General features: G+C 66.0%; 21 protein-coding genes. 9 read left to right on the top strand and 12 right to left on the bottom strand.

The genetic code is table 11. The features are described from left to right. From A5646_RS19045 to A5646_RS19010, 9 genes are all read right to left on the bottom strand, one after another. A partial coding sequence (locus tag A5646_RS19045; protein WP_156765646.1) for an MlaD family protein occupies window positions 1-365 on the bottom strand: 365 nt, incomplete at its 3' end. Beyond that, window positions 362-1,480 (bottom strand): MCE family protein, encoded by a 1,119-nt coding sequence (locus A5646_RS19040; RefSeq protein ID WP_066864312.1) that lies wholly within the window; start codon window positions 1,478-1,480, stop codon window positions 362-364. The genes A5646_RS19040 and A5646_RS19045, both read right to left, overlap by 4 nt. Continuing rightward, window positions 1,480-2,502 carry an MCE family protein gene (locus A5646_RS19035; protein ID WP_066864316.1) on the bottom strand — a complete coding sequence of 341 codons (1,023 nt, stop codon included), beginning with the start codon at window positions 2,500-2,502 and terminating at the stop codon, window positions 1,480-1,482. Before A5646_RS19035 ends, A5646_RS19040 begins: the two co-directional genes overlap by 1 nt. Further along, window positions 2,499-3,761 carry an MCE family protein gene (locus tag A5646_RS19030; RefSeq protein ID WP_066880503.1) on the bottom strand — a complete coding sequence of 421 codons (1,263 nt, stop codon included), beginning with the start codon at window positions 3,759-3,761 and terminating at the stop codon, window positions 2,499-2,501. The genes A5646_RS19035 and A5646_RS19030 overlap by 4 nt, the downstream gene beginning before the upstream one ends. A gap of 19 nt (window positions 3,762-3,780) precedes the next feature. Further along, entirely contained in the window at window positions 3,781-4,626 is an 846-nt protein-coding gene (locus tag A5646_RS19025) for an ABC transporter permease (RefSeq protein ID WP_066864323.1), read from the bottom strand. A gap of 7 nt (window positions 4,627-4,633) precedes the next feature. Then, the gene (locus A5646_RS19020; RefSeq protein WP_066864326.1) at window positions 4,634-5,452 is read right to left on the bottom strand and encodes an ABC transporter permease; all 819 of its coding nucleotides are present in this window, start codon (window positions 5,450-5,452) and stop codon (window positions 4,634-4,636) included. Further along, the gene (locus A5646_RS29085; protein ID WP_156748926.1) at window positions 5,442-5,624 is read right to left on the bottom strand and encodes a hypothetical protein; all 183 of its coding nucleotides are present in this window, start codon (window positions 5,622-5,624) and stop codon (window positions 5,442-5,444) included. Before A5646_RS29085 ends, A5646_RS19020 begins: the two co-directional genes overlap by 11 nt. 222 nt (window positions 5,625-5,846) lie before the next feature. Then, window positions 5,847-7,052, bottom strand: coding sequence for a CaiB/BaiF CoA-transferase family protein (locus tag A5646_RS19015; RefSeq protein WP_066864329.1), 1,206 nt, complete (start codon window positions 7,050-7,052; stop codon window positions 5,847-5,849). Beyond that, complete coding sequence (locus A5646_RS19010) at window positions 7,049-8,584, bottom strand: aldehyde dehydrogenase family protein (RefSeq protein ID WP_067023408.1); 1,536 nt, start codon at window positions 8,582-8,584, stop codon at window positions 7,049-7,051. The genes A5646_RS19015 and A5646_RS19010 overlap by 4 nt, the downstream gene beginning before the upstream one ends. Window positions 8,585-8,865: 281 nt before the next feature. Between A5646_RS19010 and A5646_RS19005 the strand changes: the two genes are divergently transcribed. The 7 genes from A5646_RS19005 to A5646_RS18975 all read left to right on the top strand — a co-directional run bounded on the left by A5646_RS19005 (window position 8,866) and on the right by A5646_RS18975 (window position 14,917). Next, window positions 8,866-9,567 carry an SDR family NAD(P)-dependent oxidoreductase gene (locus A5646_RS19005; RefSeq protein ID WP_067023405.1) on the top strand — a complete coding sequence of 234 codons (702 nt, stop codon included), beginning with the start codon at window positions 8,866-8,868 and terminating at the stop codon, window positions 9,565-9,567. 53 nt (window positions 9,568-9,620) lie between these two features. Then, window positions 9,621-9,821 carry a ferredoxin gene (locus tag A5646_RS19000; protein ID WP_067023400.1) on the top strand — a complete coding sequence of 67 codons (201 nt, stop codon included), beginning with the start codon at window positions 9,621-9,623 and terminating at the stop codon, window positions 9,819-9,821. Window positions 9,822-9,869: 48 nt separating this feature from the next. Then, window positions 9,870-11,234, top strand: coding sequence for a cytochrome P450 (locus A5646_RS18995; RefSeq protein WP_066880498.1), 1,365 nt, complete (start codon window positions 9,870-9,872; stop codon window positions 11,232-11,234). 121 nt (window positions 11,235-11,355) lie between these two features. Continuing rightward, window positions 11,356-11,751 (top strand): hypothetical protein, encoded by a 396-nt coding sequence (locus tag A5646_RS18990; RefSeq protein ID WP_067023397.1) that lies wholly within the window; start codon window positions 11,356-11,358, stop codon window positions 11,749-11,751. Between the two features lie 55 nt (window positions 11,752-11,806). Beyond that, a complete protein-coding gene (locus A5646_RS18985; RefSeq protein WP_066864347.1) occupies window positions 11,807-12,691 on the top strand; it encodes a hypothetical protein in 885 nt (294 codons plus the stop codon). Then, a complete protein-coding gene (locus tag A5646_RS18980) occupies window positions 12,688-13,287 on the top strand; it encodes a hypothetical protein (RefSeq protein WP_066864350.1) in 600 nt (199 codons plus the stop codon). The genes A5646_RS18985 and A5646_RS18980 overlap by 4 nt, the downstream gene beginning before the upstream one ends. A 214-nt stretch (window positions 13,288-13,501) precedes the next feature. Further along, window positions 13,502-14,917, top strand: a complete 1,416-nt coding sequence (locus tag A5646_RS18975) for an alpha/beta hydrolase (protein ID WP_369806967.1) — start codon at window positions 13,502-13,504, stop codon at window positions 14,915-14,917. 5 nt (window positions 14,918-14,922) lie between these two features. On the opposite strand, the gene A5646_RS18970 is transcribed toward A5646_RS18975, so the two are convergent. The 3 genes from A5646_RS18970 to A5646_RS18960 form a co-directional block, all read right to left on the bottom strand. After that, the gene (locus A5646_RS18970) at window positions 14,923-16,098 is read right to left on the bottom strand and encodes an acyl-CoA dehydrogenase family protein (protein WP_067023391.1); all 1,176 of its coding nucleotides are present in this window, start codon (window positions 16,096-16,098) and stop codon (window positions 14,923-14,925) included. Continuing rightward, window positions 16,082-17,080 (bottom strand): acyl-CoA dehydrogenase family protein, encoded by a 999-nt coding sequence (locus A5646_RS18965; RefSeq protein WP_066864359.1) that lies wholly within the window; start codon window positions 17,078-17,080, stop codon window positions 16,082-16,084. The genes A5646_RS18970 and A5646_RS18965 overlap by 17 nt, the downstream gene beginning before the upstream one ends. A 145-nt stretch (window positions 17,081-17,225) precedes the next feature. Further along, window positions 17,226-17,855, bottom strand: coding sequence for a nitroreductase family protein (locus A5646_RS18960; protein ID WP_067023388.1), 630 nt, complete (start codon window positions 17,853-17,855; stop codon window positions 17,226-17,228). A gap of 293 nt (window positions 17,856-18,148) precedes the next feature. On the opposite strand from A5646_RS18960, the gene A5646_RS18955 reads away from it, so the two are divergent. Further along, window positions 18,149-18,544, top strand: coding sequence for a carboxymuconolactone decarboxylase family protein (locus A5646_RS18955; protein ID WP_067023385.1), 396 nt, complete (start codon window positions 18,149-18,151; stop codon window positions 18,542-18,544). A 68-nt stretch (window positions 18,545-18,612) separates the two neighbouring features. After that, a partial coding sequence (locus A5646_RS18950; protein WP_197505238.1) for an NAD(P)-binding domain-containing protein occupies window positions 18,613-18,931 on the top strand: 319 nt, incomplete at its 3' end.

Here is an 18,931-nt window from a genome sequence, read left to right as displayed (position 1 = left end):
ACCGGCCCACTGTCGCGATAGGCCGGCGAGAGCTGGACGTAGCGAGCGGCCACCAGATTCGGCGCGACGATCACCGCCTTGGCGTCCGCCGGAATGGGCACGCCGCGGTCGACCTTGAGGACCATCTTGGCCTGGGTGCCCTGCGGCTGAATGGATTTGATGTTGCCGACCTTGACACCGGACACCCGCACCTCGTCATGGGGATAGATCGCGGTGGCGGTGGTGAAATACGCGGTGATCGTGCGTGGCCCGAAGAACGTGTTCCGGACGACCATGGCGGCGCCGGCAATGATCAGCCCGACCAGGACGGCCGCCGTCACGGCCGCCAGCCGCTTGCGCGGAATCCGGGAGATCCGGGAGCTCACTGTGATCCTCCGATCCGTCCGCCCAACGTGCAGCCAGGGCACTGTGGAATGAGGTTGTACGGCCAGGGGGTTAGGGCCCGAGGTACCGGTGACGGGAAGCCGGGACCCTTGGAGGTATCGAAGGTGCGGAATCCCCAGAGGTAGTCGAACAACTCCTGGAAGAGTTGCGGAACAAGGAAGTTCGGGGCGAACGCCTGGTAGGCGTACATACCGGAGATTGCCTCGCCGACTGTGATCTGGAATTTGGCGAGGCCCGGCAGCGCTTTGCCGATGTTGTCGCGGTTCTTCTCCAGGACGCCGGTCACCCGGTTCAGCCGCTCCAGAGTAGGTGCGAGTGTGGCTTCGTTGTCGTGCACCAACCCCGTGAGCTGCTTGGCCACCACCGAGGTGTTGGCCAGCAGGTCGACGATCTCTTGCCGGCGTGCGACCAGCACTTGGAGCAGGGAATCGGAGTTGAGGATGAGCTTGTTGACCTGCATGCTGCGTTCCGAAAGTATCCCGGTGACGTCGCCGGCGCTCTTGAACAACTCGCCCAGGTTCTTGTTGCGGCTGTTGAGGGTTCGCGATAGCCGGGTGAGCGCGTCGAAGGCCGGCCCCATCTGGGGTGCGATCTGGTCGAGCGTCGCCGCCAGCGTGTCCAGCGACTGATTCAGCGCGGTGGTGTTGGTGCCGGCCGTGTCCGACGTCAGGTCACTGACCGCTTCGCTCAGCGAATAGGGAGAAGACGTGCGCGAGACGGGGATCAGCGTCATCGGGTGCATCGTGCCGCTGCCGGCGGACTCCACCGTCAGCATTCGCTCGCCCAGCAGCGTGCCGGTGCGGATGTGCGCGGAAGTCTCGGAGCCGAGCAGGATGTTGCCCTTCATCGCGAACGTCACCAGAGCGTCGCCATGGCTGAGCTTCACATCCGAGACGGAGCCGACCTTCATGCCCGACACGATCACGGGGTTGCCTACCGCCAGGCCGCCGGCTTCGGTGAACAGCGCCTGGTAGCGCACCATCGTCGCCCATTGGATGAATCGGTCGGGCGACAGTCCGACCAGGATGACCATCACCGCCAGGACGACGCCGATGAGTCCGGGCTTGACGAGCCCAGCTCCGCGATACTTGAGCATTAGGGTTCCGTGCACCTTCCTGCATCTGACCTGAAGATGTTGGCGCGCACGGTCTTACCTGAAAGATCCGTGCCGCGGAGCCCGAACTGGCAGAGGTAGTACGGGATGGTGGCGCCGTTCACGCCGAGCCGGACGAGCTTTCGGTAGTTCTGCGGTGCCTTCGCGATCGCGGCGTCGAGGCGGTCCCTGTCGCCATCGAGGATCGGCGCCAGCCGGTTCAACTGGGCGATGGTGCCCGACAGCGGCGGGCGGGCCTCGGCCAGCAGATCCGCCAGCGAGGCTGTTCCCTTGTCCAGGGCGTCAATTGCGGACCCGATCGTGTCCCGGTCACCCGACAGGCCGCTGACAAGCTGCTCGAGGCGATCGATCGCGCCGGAGAACTGCTTGCCGTCCTTGGCAACCGTGCCGATCACGATGTTGAGGTTGTCGATCAGTTGCTGCACGGTTTGGTCGTTGTCGGCCAGGGCATTTGAAAACGAGGTCGTTTTGGAGAACAGCGACTCGAGTGTTCCGCCCTGACCCTGGAAGACCTGCAACAACCCAGACGTCAGCTCGTTGACATCGCGCGCATTCAGGCCCTGCGTAACGGGTTTCAGCCCGCCGAGCAGCAGATCGAGGTCGAGCGCTGGAGCGGTGCGGCTGACCGGAATCTGACCCCCTGCCGGCAGCCGCTTGGGCGAGCCGGGACCGTCGACGAGTTCGAGGTAGCGATCACCCACCAGGTTGAGGTAGCGGACCGCCGCCCTGCTGCCCTCGGTGAGGACGACGTTGCGGTCGGCGTCGAACTTCACCACAACCTTCTTGTCCGGCTGCAGCGACACACTGTTGACGGTGCCCACCCGGATCCCGGCGACCCGCACCGATTGGCCCGGCTTGAGACGCGACACGTCGGTGAACACCGCCGAATACTCGGTCACAGAACCCGTCCGGTACTGGCCGAAGATGAAGAACAGGAAGGCGGTAAGCATCGCCATCACGACCGCAAAGATCGTGAACTTGATCAGCGTTGCGCGCGTTCTCATCCGGGCTGTCCGATCTGCGCGGAGTTACGTGGCGGTCCGGCGATCGGCCCGTACAACAGCTGCTTGAGGAGATCGGAGTTGATCAACAGCTGCGGGTTTCCGTAGTTCACGGGATTCGCGCCGGTATCGGCAATCAGCTGCGGTGGGGCCGTGTTGAACGGCAGCTTCGGCAAACCGACGCACTGCGGGCCGCCCGTCGCCGCAACCTTGGGCAGGTTCGTCGGATAGCGGTAACGCTCGGCGCCCCACGTGAGGCTCGCCGAGATGTTGATGCTGGGTTCCGACAACGGCGCCCCATGCGATATCTGTACGAGCCCCGCGAAAGCGCAGTTGAGCGCCGGAGCGTACTCATTGGTCAGATCGGTCGTCGGCACCAGCAGATGCAAGACATTTGTCAGCGGTTGGCGGTTCGTCGACAACACGTCATTGCCGATGTCGGCCAAGCCGATCGCGCTGATCAGCAACGCATCCAGGTTGTGCTGTTCATCGACAAGTGTCTTGCTGATCCGGGTCGCATTGGCGGCGGTCTTAATGAGGTCGGGTGCCGCGTCGGCATAGGCGTTGGACACCGCCGGCAAGACAGCGAGGTCGTGCCGGAATGCGGGCAGGCTCGGCTCCAGCCTGGCCAGGAACGAATCCAGGTCGCTCAGCGACTGGCCAAGCTGTGGACCCCGCCCGCTGAACGCCTGTGCCAGCGCACCCAGCGACTCGTTGAGCTTGGGCGGGTCGATGTGGCTCAGCACCGACACCAATTGCTGGAATACGGTGTTGATTTCGACCATGACGTGCTGGCCCCGCAGCGTCTGGCCGCTGCGTAGCCGTTGGGCCGAGGGCTGGTCGGGCGGGACCAGCTCGACGGACTTCGCGCCGAATACCGTCGACGAGGCGATATTGACGAGCACGTTGCCGGGGATGAAGTGCATCTGCGACGGGTCCATCGCCAAGTGAATGGCGGCCTCACCGTTGGGCAGCGGCTGGATTGAGGACACCTTACCCACCTGCACGCCGCGCATCTTGACCTTGGCGTCGGGGTTCATGACCAGGCCGGCTCGTTGCGAGATGACCGTCACCGGCACGGTGGTGGTGAAGGAGCCCTGAAACAGACCCACCGCGACGGCGAAGATCAGACCGATGATGAGGACGGTGGCCAGTCCGAGCAAGGGTGGCAGGTAGTTGCGCCCGGCCGGCGGCCGCGCATGGCCGGTGCGCGCCGGTCGCCCCCCGACCGCGCCGCGACCCGCCGGAACATTCTGCGTCATTGCTGTTTCACCTCCTCTGCTAACCGGACAGGTTGAAGTTGCCGTTCGTACCGTAGATAGAAAGCGAGACCAACAGGGTCACCGAAACCACGACGATGAGCGAGGTGCGCACCGCGTTGCCGGTCGCGTTGCCGACGCCGGCCGGTCCCCCCGAGGCGAAATAGCCGTAGTAGGTGTGGATCAGCAGGATGGTGAGCGCCATCAGAATCGCCTGCAGGAACGACCACAACAAGTCGATCGGATTCAGGAACGTGTTGAAGTAGTGCTGATACAAACCCTGCGACTGTCCCAGTAGGAACGTGGTGGTGAACTGGCTGGCCACGAACGACAGGATGACGGCGATGCTGTACAGCGGCGTGATCGCCATCATTCCCGCCAGGATCCTGGTGCTGACCAGGTAGGCGACCGGCCGAATGGCCATGCTCTCCAAGGCATCCACTTCTTCGTTGATCCGCATGGCACCCAGCTGAGCGGTCACGCCGGCGCCGAAGGTGGCCGCCAGACCGATCCCGGCGACCACCGGTGCCGCGATGCGCACGTTGATGAACGCGGCCAGAAAGCCCGTCAGCGCCTCGATGCCGATGTTGCCCAGCGAGGTGTACCCCTGGATGGCCAGGGTGCCGCCCGCCGCCAGCGTCAAGAAGCCGACGATCACCACGGTTCCGCCGATCATCGCCAAAGTGCCCGCGCCCATGCTGATCTCGGCGACCAGTCGAATGACTTCGCGCGTGTAGTGGGTGGCAGCGAAGGGCACCCCGGCGAGCGCCTTGCCATAGAACAGGGTGTGATCGCCGATCCGCCCCATCAGGGCGACCGGCCTCTCGAGTTGACGGGTCAGACGCGGATATGCGGCCCTCAGTGCCATGGCAGCCCTACTTCGCCGTCATCTTGATGCCGATCGCGGTGACCACCACGTTGACGACGAACAGCGACATGAAGGCGTAGACGACGGTTTCGTTCACCGCGTTGCCAACGGCCTTGGCGCCACCGCCGGTGATCGACAGGCCCCGGTAGCAGGCGACCAGGCCGGCGATGAGGCCGAAAAGCGCTGCCTTGACGCACGAAATGATCACCTCGGGAACACCGGTGAGCAACGTGATGCCCGCAGCGAACGCGCCGGGGTTGACGTCTTGGACAAATACCGAAAAGACGTAACCGCCAAGGACGCCGATGATGACCACCAGGCTGTTGAGCAGGAAGGCGACCAATCCTGATGCCAGCATGCGCGGTGTGACCAGACGTTGCACCGGGTTGATGCCCAGCACCTCCATCGCGTCGATTTCCTCGCGAATCGTCCGCGCCCCCAGATCCGCGCACATTGCCGTAGCGCCGGCACCCGCAACGATCAAAACCGTGACCAGCGGGCCGAGCTGGGTGACAGCACCGAACGCGGCGCCCGCACCGGAGAGATCCGCCGCGCCCAGTTCGCGCAAAAGGATGTTGAGCGTGAAGCTGACCAGGACGGTGAACGGGATGGCGACCAGCAAGGTGGGAGCCAGCGACACCCGCGCGACAAACCAGGACTGCTCCAAGAACTCCCGCCACTGGAAGGGCCGGCGGAACAGGTACTTGACCGCGTCGGCGGACATCGCGAACAGGGCGCCGACGGCGTGCATGGGCCCGGTGAAGTCGAATTTCAGTTTCAGCTGCGGTAATCCCGCTGACCAGTGGTCGGCGCCCTTAGTTGCCATCGGCGTCAGGCCCTTTCCACGCTACGAGACCGGCAGTCTTGTTCTGGCGCAACGGCTGCGGTAAGTTCAGCAGAATTGACGGCCGTAAACGCCCGCTGACGAGGGCGAAATGCTCAGCGGGCAGCCAATTTCCGGCATCGACCTTGGAAGTGACAGCCGCGACCTCGCTCACGCCAGACCTCCGTTCTGTTGCGTGAGTTGGCGCTGCAAAACGAGGGGCCCCACGTCTTGAAGCGTCCGGCGATTATGACTCATGCCGCGTCCGGGCGGAGCGAAAAATGCATAACCGTTATCGCGCATTCCGCGATTGGTGCACGGGCGCAAGGCGACTGCGTCCCAACGCAAGCGACGGTCGGCTCAAGCATGTCGCTGCTGACTCCAGTCCAAATAGTGCTCACGTGACGGCGCCGGCCGTCTTGAGTTCGATGATGCGGTCCCAGTCGAGGCCGAGCTCCATCAGGATTTCGTCGGTCTGCTCTGCGAATCCGGGGGCTGGCCCGGTCTGTGGCGCTGCGACGTCGAACTGTACCGGGTTGGCCACCAGCTCGAGTTCGCCCGCCCGCACCAGGTACTCGTTCGAGCGGATCTGCGCATCCTCGGCCGCTTGCAGGGTGTCCTGCACGGGCGCCCACGGCCCGGAGAGCGTGGCGAAGCGCTCGCTCCACTCGGCCAGCGTGCGGCCGGCGATGGCCTTGGTCAGCAGCTCGACCGCGTCCGCGGTGTTGGCGGCGATGTTCTCCACGGTGTCGAAGCGCGGATCATCGGCCAACTCGGGCAGGTCGACGTGGCGGCACACGTCGGCCCAGAACTTGGTGGGCTGCATCATCACGAAGGAGATGTAGCGGCCGTCGGATGTCGTGTACAAACCCACCAGCGGGTTGTTGGGCGCGCCGTGCACGCCCGGCGGCGGCGATTCCAGCCGCTGGTTCAGATGCTTTGTCAGCGCGACCGTGTGCCCCAGCGACCACAGCCCGCTGCCCAGCAACGACACGTCGACCACCGACGGTTCGCCGGTGCGCTCGCGCTTGAGCAGCGCCGCCGCGATGCCGCCGGCCAGGTTGGTACCCGAGATGGTGTCGCCGTACGCCGGTCCGGGCGGCGCGATCATGCCCGGCATGCCGGCCGGAGTGATGGTGGCGGCCGTACCGGCCCGGCACCAGAAGGCGGTCATGTCGTAGCCGCCTTTGGTCGACTCTTCGCCGCGCGGGCCGAGCGCACTGCCGCGCGCGTAGACGATCTTCGGGTTCACCGCCCGGATGTCATCGACGTCGATGCCGAACTTGCGCCGGTGGTCGGGCAGGAAGCTGGTGAGGAACACATCCGAGCGGCGGGCCAGCTCATAGAGCACCTCCTTACCCTCGGGCACCGACATGTCCAGCCCGATGCTGCGCTTGCCGCGGTTGGCGTGCTCGATGTTGGGGTTGGGATCGCCCTCGACGCGCAGCATCCCGGTCTGTCGCAGTCCACGTTGCGGATCACCGGTCACCGCGTGCTCGACCTTGACCACGTCGGCACCCCATTCGGCGAGCACCGCACCCGCCGAGGGCACGAACCCATACATAGCGACTTCGAGGACGCGGATGCCTTCGAGCGGCCTCATGCGCCGGCTCCTTTCGCTGAGACGGCGGGCACGGCGAAGGTCTTGCGCTCGAGGAACTCCTCGAGCCCGGCGACGCCCATCTCCCGGCCCACGCCCGACTGCTTGAAACCCCCGAACGGGCTATCCGCGCCGAAATAGTTGCCGCCGTTGATGGAGAAGGATCCGGTCCGGATGCGGCGCGCCACGGCCAGCGCGCGGTCCTGATCGCGGCTGAACACCGCGCCCGCGAGCCCGTAGATCGAGTTGTTGGCGATGCGCACGGCGTCGTCGTCATCGTCGAACGCGATCACCACGAGCACCGGCCCGAAGATCTCGTCCTGGGCGACCTCGCTGTCGGGATCGACGTTGGTCAGCAGCGTCGGCGCATAGAAGTAGCCCGGGTCGAGTCGCTTGCCCCCGGTGACCAGGGTCGCCCCGGCGGCCACGGCGCGCTGCACCATGCCGTCGACCTTGTCCCGCTGTTGCTCGTTGATCAGCGGTCCCATATAGGTTTTGGGATCGGCCGGGTCGCCGTGGCGCACCTTGGCGAAGTTCTGCGCGATCAGTTCGACGATTTCGTCGTGGTGCGACCTGGGCACCAACAGCCGGGACGTGAGCGCACAGCCCTGGCCCGCATGGGTGACCATGCTGAACGCCGCGAACAGGGCCGCGTTGGCGAAGTCGGCGTCATCGAGAATGATCGCCGCCGACTTGCCGCCCAGCTCCAGAAAGACCCGCTTCACGGTGTCGCTCGCCGCGGCCATGATCTTGCGCCCGACCGCAGTCGACCCGGTGAAGGTGATGACGTCGACGTCCGGGCTGGTGGTCAGGGCTACCCCGGCAGCCGGGTCCGACGAGCTCAGCACGTTCACGACCCCGGCCGGAATGTCGGTGTGATTGGCGATCAGCTCGCCGAGCGCCAGCGTGACCAGCGGTGTGTCCGGGGCGCCCTTGAGCACCACCGTGCATCCGGCGGCCAGCGCCGGGGCGAGCTTCGCCAGCGCGAGCTGGTTGGGGTAGTTGTAAGCGATGATGGCGCCGACCACCCCGGCGGCTTCCTTTTCCACCCAGCGGTGGTGGAGCATGCCTCGCGATTCTTTTTCGCCCAGGTCCTCGGTGAACCGATAGGTGCGCAGCAGGTCCGCGTAGAAGCGCACGATGCCGATCGGCTCGTCGAGCTGAGCGCCCTGGGTCAGTGCGCGGGTGGCGCCCACTTCGGCGATGGTGAGGTCGCGCAACTCCTCGGCGTGGTCGACGAGCGCCTGGTGCAACTGGTCGAGGCAGCGGATCCGCAACTCGACGTCGGTGGGCCAGCTGGTCTCGTCGAACGCCCGCCGGGCGGCCGCGATCGCCGCTTGAGCTTCCTCGCCACCGGCGTCCGGCGCATGCCCGATCACAGCACCCGTTGCGGGGTTGATCGAGGGGAACGTCCTGTCGGCGCTGACCAGCCGGCCATCGATCAACAGACGGCGGTCGACGTGGGACTCAGGCGCGGCATCCGCGACGGTCACTGTGGTTCCAGTGGCGGGCTCTGCCGTGTCCTGGGCAGGCATTCCGTACCCCCTAGTGTGGTGGCGATCACGATAATTTCATTCTCTTCCCCGGCGAATCTTACATTCGACTTTCGATAATTCAAGAAAGTCTCAGGAATGAGATCGGGGGTGCTGACCAGGGCCGCAACCGGCCGTACACTGCCGGCCAGGGTCTTTCCCGCAGGCCGGACGCGGTGTTAGGCGCATGTTGCACGGCGCTCCGCGCGGAGAGTAGGGTTCTCATAATTGTAAGGGAGATTCTTTGTGACTGAAATGGCCCCCTCCGGAGCAGAGGCCTCTACATGAAGACTGCGGTAGTCACCGGCGGCGGATCCGGCATCGGCCTCGCCGTCGCGCAACGCCTGCGGGCGGACGGTTTGAACGTCGCCTCCATCGATCTGCGGCCGTCGGAAGCCGATTTCGCCTTCACCGCCGACGTCACCGATCGCTCGCAAGTGGACGCGGCGCTGTCGGCCGTCCGCGCGCAACTCGGGCCGGTGACGGTTCTGGTCAACGCCGCCGGCCTCGACGGGTTCAAGAAGTTCAACAACATCACCTTCGAGGATTGGCAGCGGGTGATCGACGTCAACCTCAACGGCGTCTTCCACACCGTCCAAGCGGTGCTCCCCGACATGATCGAGGCGGGATGGGGACGCATCGTCAACATCTCGTCGTCGAGCACGCATTCCGGTGCGCCCTACATGAGTCATTACGTGGCGGCCAAGTCGGCGGTCAACGGCCTGACGAAGTCGCTCGCACTCGAGTACGGGCCCAAGGGCATCACGGTCAACGCGGTGCCGCCCGGCTTCATCGACACCCCGATGCTGCGCGCCGCCGAGAAGAACGGATTCCTCGGTGACATCGACGAGACCATCGCGCGGACGCCGGTGCGCCGGATGGGCACGCCGCAAGACATCGCGGCGGCGTGCGCGTTCCTGGTGTCCGAGGAGGCCGGCTACATCACCGGTCAGATCTTGGGCGTCAACGGCGGTCGCAACACCTGAGCGGTGGCGATTCGTCGGCGGCGCCCGGTAACCAGTGTGAGAGGAGACAACCCGTGAAGGTCTGGGTGGATTCACAGCGGTGCCAGGGCCACACCCTGTGCGCCATGATCGCGCCGGAATCGTTTCAGCTCAGCGACATCGACGGCAGCTCGTCGGCGGTCGACGAGGTGGTGCCCGCCGACCGCGAGGACCAGGTCCGTGAGGCCGCGCAGTCCTGTCCGGAGCAGGCCATCATGATCACCGACGACGCCTGAGCCGCTATCGGATCCGTAGCTACGGCAAACACATAGGGAGACAGAGCATTGAGCGTCGACGACGTCGTCAATGACAGCGACCGCAAGAAGAACCGGTACCACTTCGACCGGCATTCCGCGGAATACCGGTCGAAGTTCAAAGCGATCACCGAAGAGATGCACGCCAAGTGCCCGATGGCCTGGACGGATACCTATGGCGGCCACTGGGTTGCGGCCGGCAGCCACGAGGTGTTCGAGCTGGCCCGCTGCCCCGCCGTCTCCAACGATCACGACATCCACGGCGAACGCCGCGGCTACAAAGGCATTTCGATCCCCACGGCCAGCCGGGTCAGCGCGGTGCGCGGCGGGATCCTGGAGATGGACGACCCCGAGCACCGCATCTACCGAACCGTGCTCAACCCGTACCTGTCGCCCGCGGCGATCAAGCGCTGGGAACCGTTCATCGACGACGTGACGCGCGCCTGCCTGGACGAGAAGATCGAAAGTGGCCGCATCGACTTCGTGGACGACCTGGCCAACATCGTGCCCGCCGTCTTCACGCTGGCGATGCTGGGCATCCCGCTGAAGAAGTGGAACCTGTACAGCGAGCCGGTTCATGCCGCGGTGTACACGCCCGAACACTCCCCCGACATCGAGCGCGTCACCGCGATGCACCGCGAGATGGGCCTCGACATGGTCAACAATATGATCGAGATCCGCGCGAACCCGCGGCCCGGAATCGTCAACGGCCTACTCCAGATGCGCATCGACGGTGAGCCGGCCCCGGAGCTGGAAATCTTGGGGAACCTCGGCCTGGTCATCGGCGGGGGCTTCGACACCACGACCGCGCTGACCGCCCACTCGCTGGAATGGCTTTCAGAACACCCGCAGCAACGACAGCTGCTCAGCGACGAGCGCAAGACCCTGCTCGACCCCGCGACCGAGGAGTTCTTGCGCTACTTCACCCCGGCGCCCGGAGATGGCCGGACCTTCTCCGAGGACACCGAGCTCGACGGCACCCAGTTCAAAGAGGGTGAGCGGCTGTGGATTTCGTGGGCGATGGCCAACCGCGACCCCTCGGTGTTCCACGACCCGGACCAGATCATCCTCGACCGTAAAGGTAACCGGCACTTCAGCTTCGGGCTGGGCGTGCACCGCTGCATCGGCTCGAACGTGGCGCGCACCGTGTTCAAATCCATGCTCACCGCGGTCCTCGACCGGATGCCCGACTACAAATGCGATCCGGAGGGCACCGTTCACTACGAGACCATCGGCGTCATCCAGGGCATGCGCAAGCTGCCGGCCACCTTCACGCCCGGCCGCAAGATCGGGGCCGGCCTCGACGAAACACTGGAGAAGCTTCAGCGCATCTGCGACGAACAGGAACTCGCCCGGCCGATCACCGAACGCAAGGAAGCCGCGGTCATCGACTGAGCCGTTCAGAATTTCGCGAGTCGGCCTGTTCAGCGTGACCGCGTCTTATATTTGAGCCAAACGCGTGCGCAGAGAGGGAGACGCATCGGTGAAGACTTTCGCAATGAGCCTTGCGCTTGCCATGGCCGCGCTGACTCTCACGCCGAGCGCCCACGCGGACATGCTGTATTCCAATTACCGGGTGGACACGAACCGGGATCCCGGCCACAGCTGGATCTGGTCGATCAACCCGTGCGTTAATTCAGCGCCTGGATGCCTGCAGGTGTACGCAACGCCGCAACCCAACGGGCAGGCGGCGCCCTGGCGGGGAGAGGCCCATCTGACCGATGGCCGCTATGTCATGGCCGCTGACGACCCCTTCGGTGTGCGTTGCGTGGTCCAGTTCTTTCCCTCGCATGACGTCTACTCGTGGGATCCGGTGACGCTGGCGGGTCAGGTCGACTCGACGTTCGACACCGGCTGCGGCGGCGGACCGGGGGGCGCCAACAGCTGGCCGTTCTCGCTCGTGCGATGGTAGCCGCGTGAGAGGTACAGGAGTCGGTCGATCATGACGGCGACGGGCAGCAGGCACGATGGCTGACGAGAAGAAGGCGCCGGTGGATTCGGCCACCTCGAAGGCCGACGTGCAGGCGTTGCTCGAGGAGGCCGAGGCCGAGGCCGCCGAAGCCGAGGCGCTGGCCGCCGCGGCCCGCGCCCGCGCTCGCGCCGCCCGCCTCCGGCGCGAAGCGCTGGCCCAGACCGAGACCGAGACAGCGACCGCGGCCACAACCGAGCCCGAGACCGCCCAAGAGGCGCCGGCCGCCGAAGAAGACGGAACCGACACCGCCGAGCCGGAGACCGACGACGACGTCACCGAAACCGTCGAGGCAACCGGCACCGAAGCAGCCGAGAACGAGCGCGAAGCCTCCGACGAAACCGCCGAAGGGACAGAAGCGCAAGCCAAGTCGGCCCGCTCTCGGCGGCGTCTGCGGCTGCCCTCGTGGTCCGTGGTGTGGAAGGCGGCGGTCATCCTGCTCATCTGCGCCTTCCTCGGCGCCAGCGGATACATGGTGTGGAACCACAATGAAACGATCGAGCGCAACCACCGCGCCGCGAACATTCTCGCGGGCGCCCGACAAGGTGTCGTCAACCTGACTTCCATGGACTTCAACAAGGCCAAGGAGGACGTCCAACGGGTGATCGACAGCTCGACCGGCCCGTTCCGGGACGACTTCCAAGCGCGCGCAAAGGATTTCACGACCGTCGTCGAACAGTCCAAAGTGGTCACGCAGGGAAGCGTGAACGCGGCGGCCGTACAAACGATCAACGGGGATTTTGCGTTGGTTCTCGTCGCGGCCACCTCGCACGTCACCAACGCCGCGGGCGCCAAGGACGCACCACGCAATTGGCGGCTGAAGGTGACCGTGAAAAACGACGGCGGGCAATACAAGATGTCCAACGTGGAGTTCATTCCGTGAGCGAGGACCAGCCCGGCATCGACACAGCCGTCGACACTGCCGACGACTCCGTCGACCACGAGTCTGTCGACCAAACCGACCGCGACGAAAGTAGCGCTCCACCTGCGCGGCGCAGGGTGAAAGTCGTTCCCGTGATTCTGATTGTGCTGCTGCTGCTTTCCGGCGGCACGGCGACCTGGCTGTACTTCAAGCAGTACCGGCCCGACAAACAGACCGACGCCAGCGTCGCGAGCACGGTCGCCAATGCGGCGTCCGACGGAACCGTCGCGTTGCTGTCGTACTCGCCGGAGTCGCTCGACAAGGACTTCGCCAACGCCAAGACCCACCTGTCCGGGGACTTCTTGTCGTACTACAACCAGTTCACCGAACAGATCGTCGCGCCGGCAGCCAAGCAGAAGTCGCTGAAAACCAACGCCCGGGTGTTGGGGGCCGCGGTTCAGGAATTGCACCCGAATTCGGCGGTCGTGCTGGTGCTGGTCGACCAGAGCACCACGAGCAAGGACACTCCCGACCCCGCGATGGCTTCCAGCAGCGTGCTGGTGAGTTTGACCCGAGTCAACGGCGCCTGGCTGATCACCAAGTTCGATCCGGTCTAGGCCGTTTCAGCTAGTTCGACCGTTGCGTGTGAACCCATGGCTTTCACTGTGAGCTGAGGGCGCCGACACGCCGGCGGCGGCCGCCATGGATTCACACTCGACACCGTGGATTCACACTCGACGCAGCGAACCTGCGCCGCCGGGCTCCGGCCGCCAGGACTGTGCCCAAGGATTCACCAAGGATCCGCCGAGGCCGGCATTCGATCCTTTTCTCATGCCGCTCAATCGCCGGCACCCGGGAGGAGGAATCGCCATGTCGCTACTGGGCAACCACATATCTCTGATGCACGGTTGGGTCCCGATCACGGCCCAGATCGTCACCCCGCTCACCCTGGCGGTTGCCGCCGGCTGGCGATCGCGTCGTTGGCGCCTGCTCTGGCTGCCCGCCGCTGCCGTCGCCGGGGTCGGCACGGCGCTCGGGGCGCGCCGCTGCATCAGCGCGGCGGCACCGGACGCGCTATACGTCTGGATCGCGTTGGTCGGTGTGGCCATGGCGGTGCTGATCCTGGGCTGGCGCGGTGCGCGGTGGTGGCGGCGCGGACTATCCATCCTGGCCGTGCCGCTGTGCCTGCTCTGCTCGCTGCTGGTGCTCAACCAATGGGTCGGTTACTTCCAGACCGTCCAGAGCGCGTGGAATCAGTTCACCTCGGTTCCGCTGCCCGACCAGGTCGACAAGGCCACGGTGACCACGCTGGCGGCGAAGGGCTCCAAGCCGCCGCACGGCAGCCTGGTGCCGGTCGTGATCCCCGAAGACGCTTCGCAATTCAAGCACCGTGAGGAACTCGTCTACCTGCCGCCGGCCTGGTTCGCCAGCTACCCGCCGCCGCAGTTGCCGACGGTGATGATGATCGGCGGCATGGTCAACACGCCCGCCGACTGGGTGCGCGCCGGCGGCGCCGTGGACGCCGTCGACGCCTTCGCGGCCGCGCACGGCGGCAACGCGCCGGTGCTGGTGTTCGTCGACCCGGGCGGCGCCTTCGACAACGACACCGAATGCGTCAACGGAAGCCACGGCAACGCGGCCGATCACCTGACCAAAGACGTTGTGCCCTACCTGGTCTCGAACTTCGGTGTCAGCCCCGACCCGTCCCGCTGGGGTGTCGTCGGCTGGTCGATGGGCGGAACCTGCGCGGTGGACCTGACCGTCATGCACCCCAACATGTTCAGCTCGTTCGTCGACATCGAGGGCGACCTGACCCCCAACACCGGGACCAAGGAGCAAACCATCGCCAACCTGTTCGACGGCGATGCCGACGCGTGGGCGAGATTCGACCCGACCACGGTGATCAACCGCCACGGACGCTACACCGGGGTATCCGGTTGGTTCGCCATCTCGTCGGGTGATTCACCGCGCCGCGACGTCACCACCGTGGACACCGCCGCAATGGCCGTCGCCGGTCGCGCCGCCGCCGCCGACCCGGGCAACCAGGCCGCGGCCGCCTCGTCCCTGTGCGGGCTGGGCCGAGCCAACGGCATCGACTGCGCGGTGGTGGCCCAGACCGGAAAGCACGACTGGCCGACCGCCGGCATGGCGTTCTCCACCGCGCTGCCGTGGCTGGCCGGCCAGCTGCACACCCCGGGTGTGAGTCGGATCGCCTTGCCCAGCAACGGCTCTCAGCAAGCCCTATGACCGCGCTAGCCGCGCGGCAGGCCGAGTACCCGCTGGGCGATGATGTTGCGCTGGATCTCCGACGTGCCGCCGGCGATGGTCCCGGAGAAGCTGCGGGCGTAGCGCTCGAACCAGCTGGCGAAGTAGTGGTCGAGGTTCATGTGCGCGTACGGGCCCGTCAGGCCCGGGTGCACCAGTCCGTCGGAACCCGCGGACGTCAGCGCCAGTTCCATGCCACGCAACTCAGCCTCGGAGCCGAGCAGCTTGAGCACCGAGATCGCGGCCACATCATCTTCGCCACGCGCGGCGCGCGCCAGAGCCGCCGAACCCAGCAGCCGTAGGGCCTGCTTGTCCATGATGGTGCTGGCGTATTGGTCACGCTCGACGTCGGTGCTCGGATGGAAATCGTCGATCATGTTCTCCAGGCGATCGGCGAAACCCAGCCACATCATCGTGCGTTCATGGCCCAGCGAGCCGTTGGCCACCCGCCACCCCTGGTCGAGCTCCCCGACCAGGTTCTCGGCCGGCACCCGAACGTCGGTGAAGAACACCTCGTTGAAATCGAGATCGTCGGCACCGCAGATCGACGGGAACGGCCGGCGCACCAGCCCCGGGGTATCGGTGGGGATGATGAGCGCGCTGATTCCCTTGTGCTTGGGGACATCCGGATTGGTCCGCACGAACGTCAGCAGGACGTCGGCGTCGTGGGCCCCCGAGGTCCACACCTTCTGGCCATTGACCACGAAGTGACCGCCGTCCAGCACCGCGCGAGTGCGCAGCGACGCCAGGTCGGAACCAGCGCTCGGTTCGCTCATGCCGAGCGAAGCGGTGATCTCGGCCCGCAAAATCGGCACCGCCCAACGCCGCTTCTGCTCGTCGCTGCCGAACGACAACAGCGATGCCCCAACAATATTCACGCCCTGCGGGTTGAAGCTGTGGTAGATCCGCCGGCGGCTCAGTTCCTCGAGATAGACGAACTGCTGAATGACCGTGGCGTTGCGCCCGCCGAATTCCGGCGGCTGGCTGGGCAGCAGCCAGCCGTTGTCGAACAACAGCCGCTGCCAGTCGCGGGCCCACTGCGGCATGTGCGAGACCGACCGGGGGCGTTCGAGCGTTTCGCTTGCGGGAGGCAGGTTTTCATCAAGGAACGCCGAGAACTCCGCCCGGAACTCCTCGACGTCGGAATCAAAAGTCAGCTGCACGGTATTCCTCCGCGATCCGCGCCCGGTGCTCCGCCGCGCCGCCGAGCATCAACTCGCCCGCCTTGGCTCGTTTCAGCGCGAACTGCAGGTCGTTCTCCCACGTGAATCCCATTGCGCCATGCAGCTGTAGGCCGTGCCGGAACACCAGCGACTGGCATTCGCCGGCCGACGCCTTGGCCATCGCGGCCGCCAGCCGGCGGCGCGGATCGTCGGCCGCGATCGTCAACGCGGCGAAGTAGGCCAGCGCGCGCGCCCGTTGCACGGCGACGTGCATGTCGGCGGCCTTGTGCTGCACGGCCTGGAACGAGCCGATCGCCACGCCGAACTGCTGGCGGCTACTCACGTGCTCGAGCACCAGGTCGAGGATGCGTTGGCAGGCGCCCACCATCGTGATCGCCATGCCGGTCAACGCGAAATGGTGAGCGCGTTCCGCGTCGACGGTCAGCCGGTCACTGTCGGGCACCCGAACCTCGGCGAACGACAGGTCGGCGACGTGCAGTACCGGATCGAACACCGCCGCGCGCCGGGCCGACACCTGACCGGACGCGACCAGGAACACCCCGGCGTCGGTCACCACCGCCAGCCGATCCGCGCGATCTCCGTCGAGCACGTGCCGCGCGGTGCCTTCCAGGACCCAACCCTCGGCGTCGCGGTGCGCGGCGACCCCGCTATAGACCGCGGTGCCCGACTGGTGTGGGTCGAAGCGGTCCGCGGCGAGCGGCGCGAACTGGCTCATCGTCGCCAGGTAAGGGGTGGGGTCGGTGGCGTGGCCGAGCTGCTCGAGCACGATGGCCAACTCGACGGCGCTGTCCGCATCGCTGAGCTCGGTCCAGCCCTGGTCAACATACGATTTCCACAACGGGCTCGGGTCGACGCCCTCTTCGGCCACGCTGCGCACCAACGACGGCGGGCACTGCTTCGCGACGGCGTCGCGCACCGTGTCCTGCCACAGTCGCTGGTCAGCATCGAACTCCAACAGCATCCGCGCCGCCTCTCGTCGTGACTGTCACGGCGAGAATACCATTCTCGGTTGCGGAAGTAATAATCTCTGAATCCGGGCATGGGGTATCAAACAGGCCATCCCGCCGCGCGCCCGGTTCGCCGGGCCAATGGCTTCGAGCGCCCAGCTAGCCGGGGGCTCGGGCACCGTCGAGGACGCCGTCGGCGGCTTGGTCCCAGCGGTCGAGGTTGACGAATTCGGCCAGCGGACGCCGTCGCAGCGGGCCATGTTTGCCCTTCGGCCACCCCACCACGATGTGACCGGCGATCATCCAGCCCTCGGGTACCCCGACGGCCTCCCGCAGCAGCTGCTCACCGCCGTACGAGGCCCAGCTGGTCAGGCAGGCACCCAGGCCCTGGGCCCTGGCGGCCAGTAGGAAGTTCTGCATGGCGGGAAAGATCGAACCGCCGAGCAGCAGTTCGGACGCCGTCGGGTAATGCGCCTGGGCGAACAGGACCGAAGTGAATTCACCGGCGCGGTCGTGCAATTCGTATGTCGCACGGTAGGTGCGGGCTCGACGGCTGTTGTCGTCGTCGGCGGGCCGGTTCATGCCGTAGACCGGCTCGATCACTTCCAGCGCGTGGGCCGCGGCCTTGGCCACCACCGCCCGCTGCTCGGGCGATTGCAGCACCACGAATCGCCAGCCTTGCGCATTGGCGCCCGAGGGGGCCCACCTGGCCGCCTCGAGACACCGCGCCAGGGTCGCATCGTCCACCGGCTCGTCGGTGAAGCGCCGGATGGTCCGGGCCGTCGACATCACTTCCCAGATGTCAGCGCTTGCTCCGGTCACTGCTTCTCCTCTACGTCCAGAGTCGCCCAGGTCCGCACCGTCAGTTCGTATTCCTTGCGGCGCAAGACTTTTGGTTACCGCGACGTTGAAGCACCCGTCCGGCGGCAATGAGAACAGAAAGTGGACAGCTTCATTAGAACCTCGACTGTAGACCCCGCCGAGCGACCACGGTGCAAGACTGCGCTCAGGCAATCGGAACCTCGCCAGCGCACGCGCGACTACATCGAGGGCCGCTGCCCCGAATTGAAGGGAGATGTGCATTGGATCGCGAAACCTACCAGCGGGGGCTTGACATCCGCTCCGAGGTGCTGGGCGAGGAGTATGTCAACCGCGCGTTGGCCAACGCGGACGACTTCACCGGGCCCCTGCAAGACCTCGTCACCGAATACTGCTGGGGTGCCGTCTGGGGCCGCGAGGAACTCCCGCGCAAGACCCGCAGCATGCTCAACCTGGCGATGATCTCGGTGCTCAACCGGCCCAACGAATTACGCACACACATCAAGGCGGCGCTGACCAACGGTGTCACCCGTGAGGAAATCCGCGAGGTCTTCCTGCAGGTGGCCATCTACGCCGGCGTGCCGGCCGCCGTCGACAGCTTTCGCATCGCGGGGAGCTGCACCGCCATTTGGCTACCGACAGTGGACAAGTCGACGTAGCGCCGCACCCGCGCCCCCTCGATCACGCCCGCCGGGCCGGTCGCCACCATCGGGGTAAGGGACCCAACATGAAGATCGGGTTCATCGGACTCGGAAATATGGGCCTTCCCATGGCATCCCGCCTCCTCCGGGAAAATCACGACGTCGTCGCCTTCGACACGAGCGGCGAGGCACTCGAGCGCGTCGTCGCCCTTGGCGCCCGCCCGGCGTCGTCGGCCAAGGAGGTCGCCGACCGCGCCGAAACGGTGCTGGCCAGCCTGCCCACCCCGAGTGTGTCGCTGGAGGTGGCGACCGGCCCGGCGGGCGTGATCGAGGGGGCGCGGGTGCGGCGCTACGTCGACTTGTCCACTGTCGGTAGCCAAATGGCGGTGCAGATCCACGCGATGC

The organism is Mycobacterium sp. 1245499.0 (assembly GCF_001673615.1).
GTDB lineage: Bacteria > Actinomycetota > Actinomycetes > Mycobacteriales > Mycobacteriaceae > Mycobacterium > Mycobacterium europaeum_A.
This window is presented reverse-complemented; position numbering and strand designations above follow the sequence as displayed.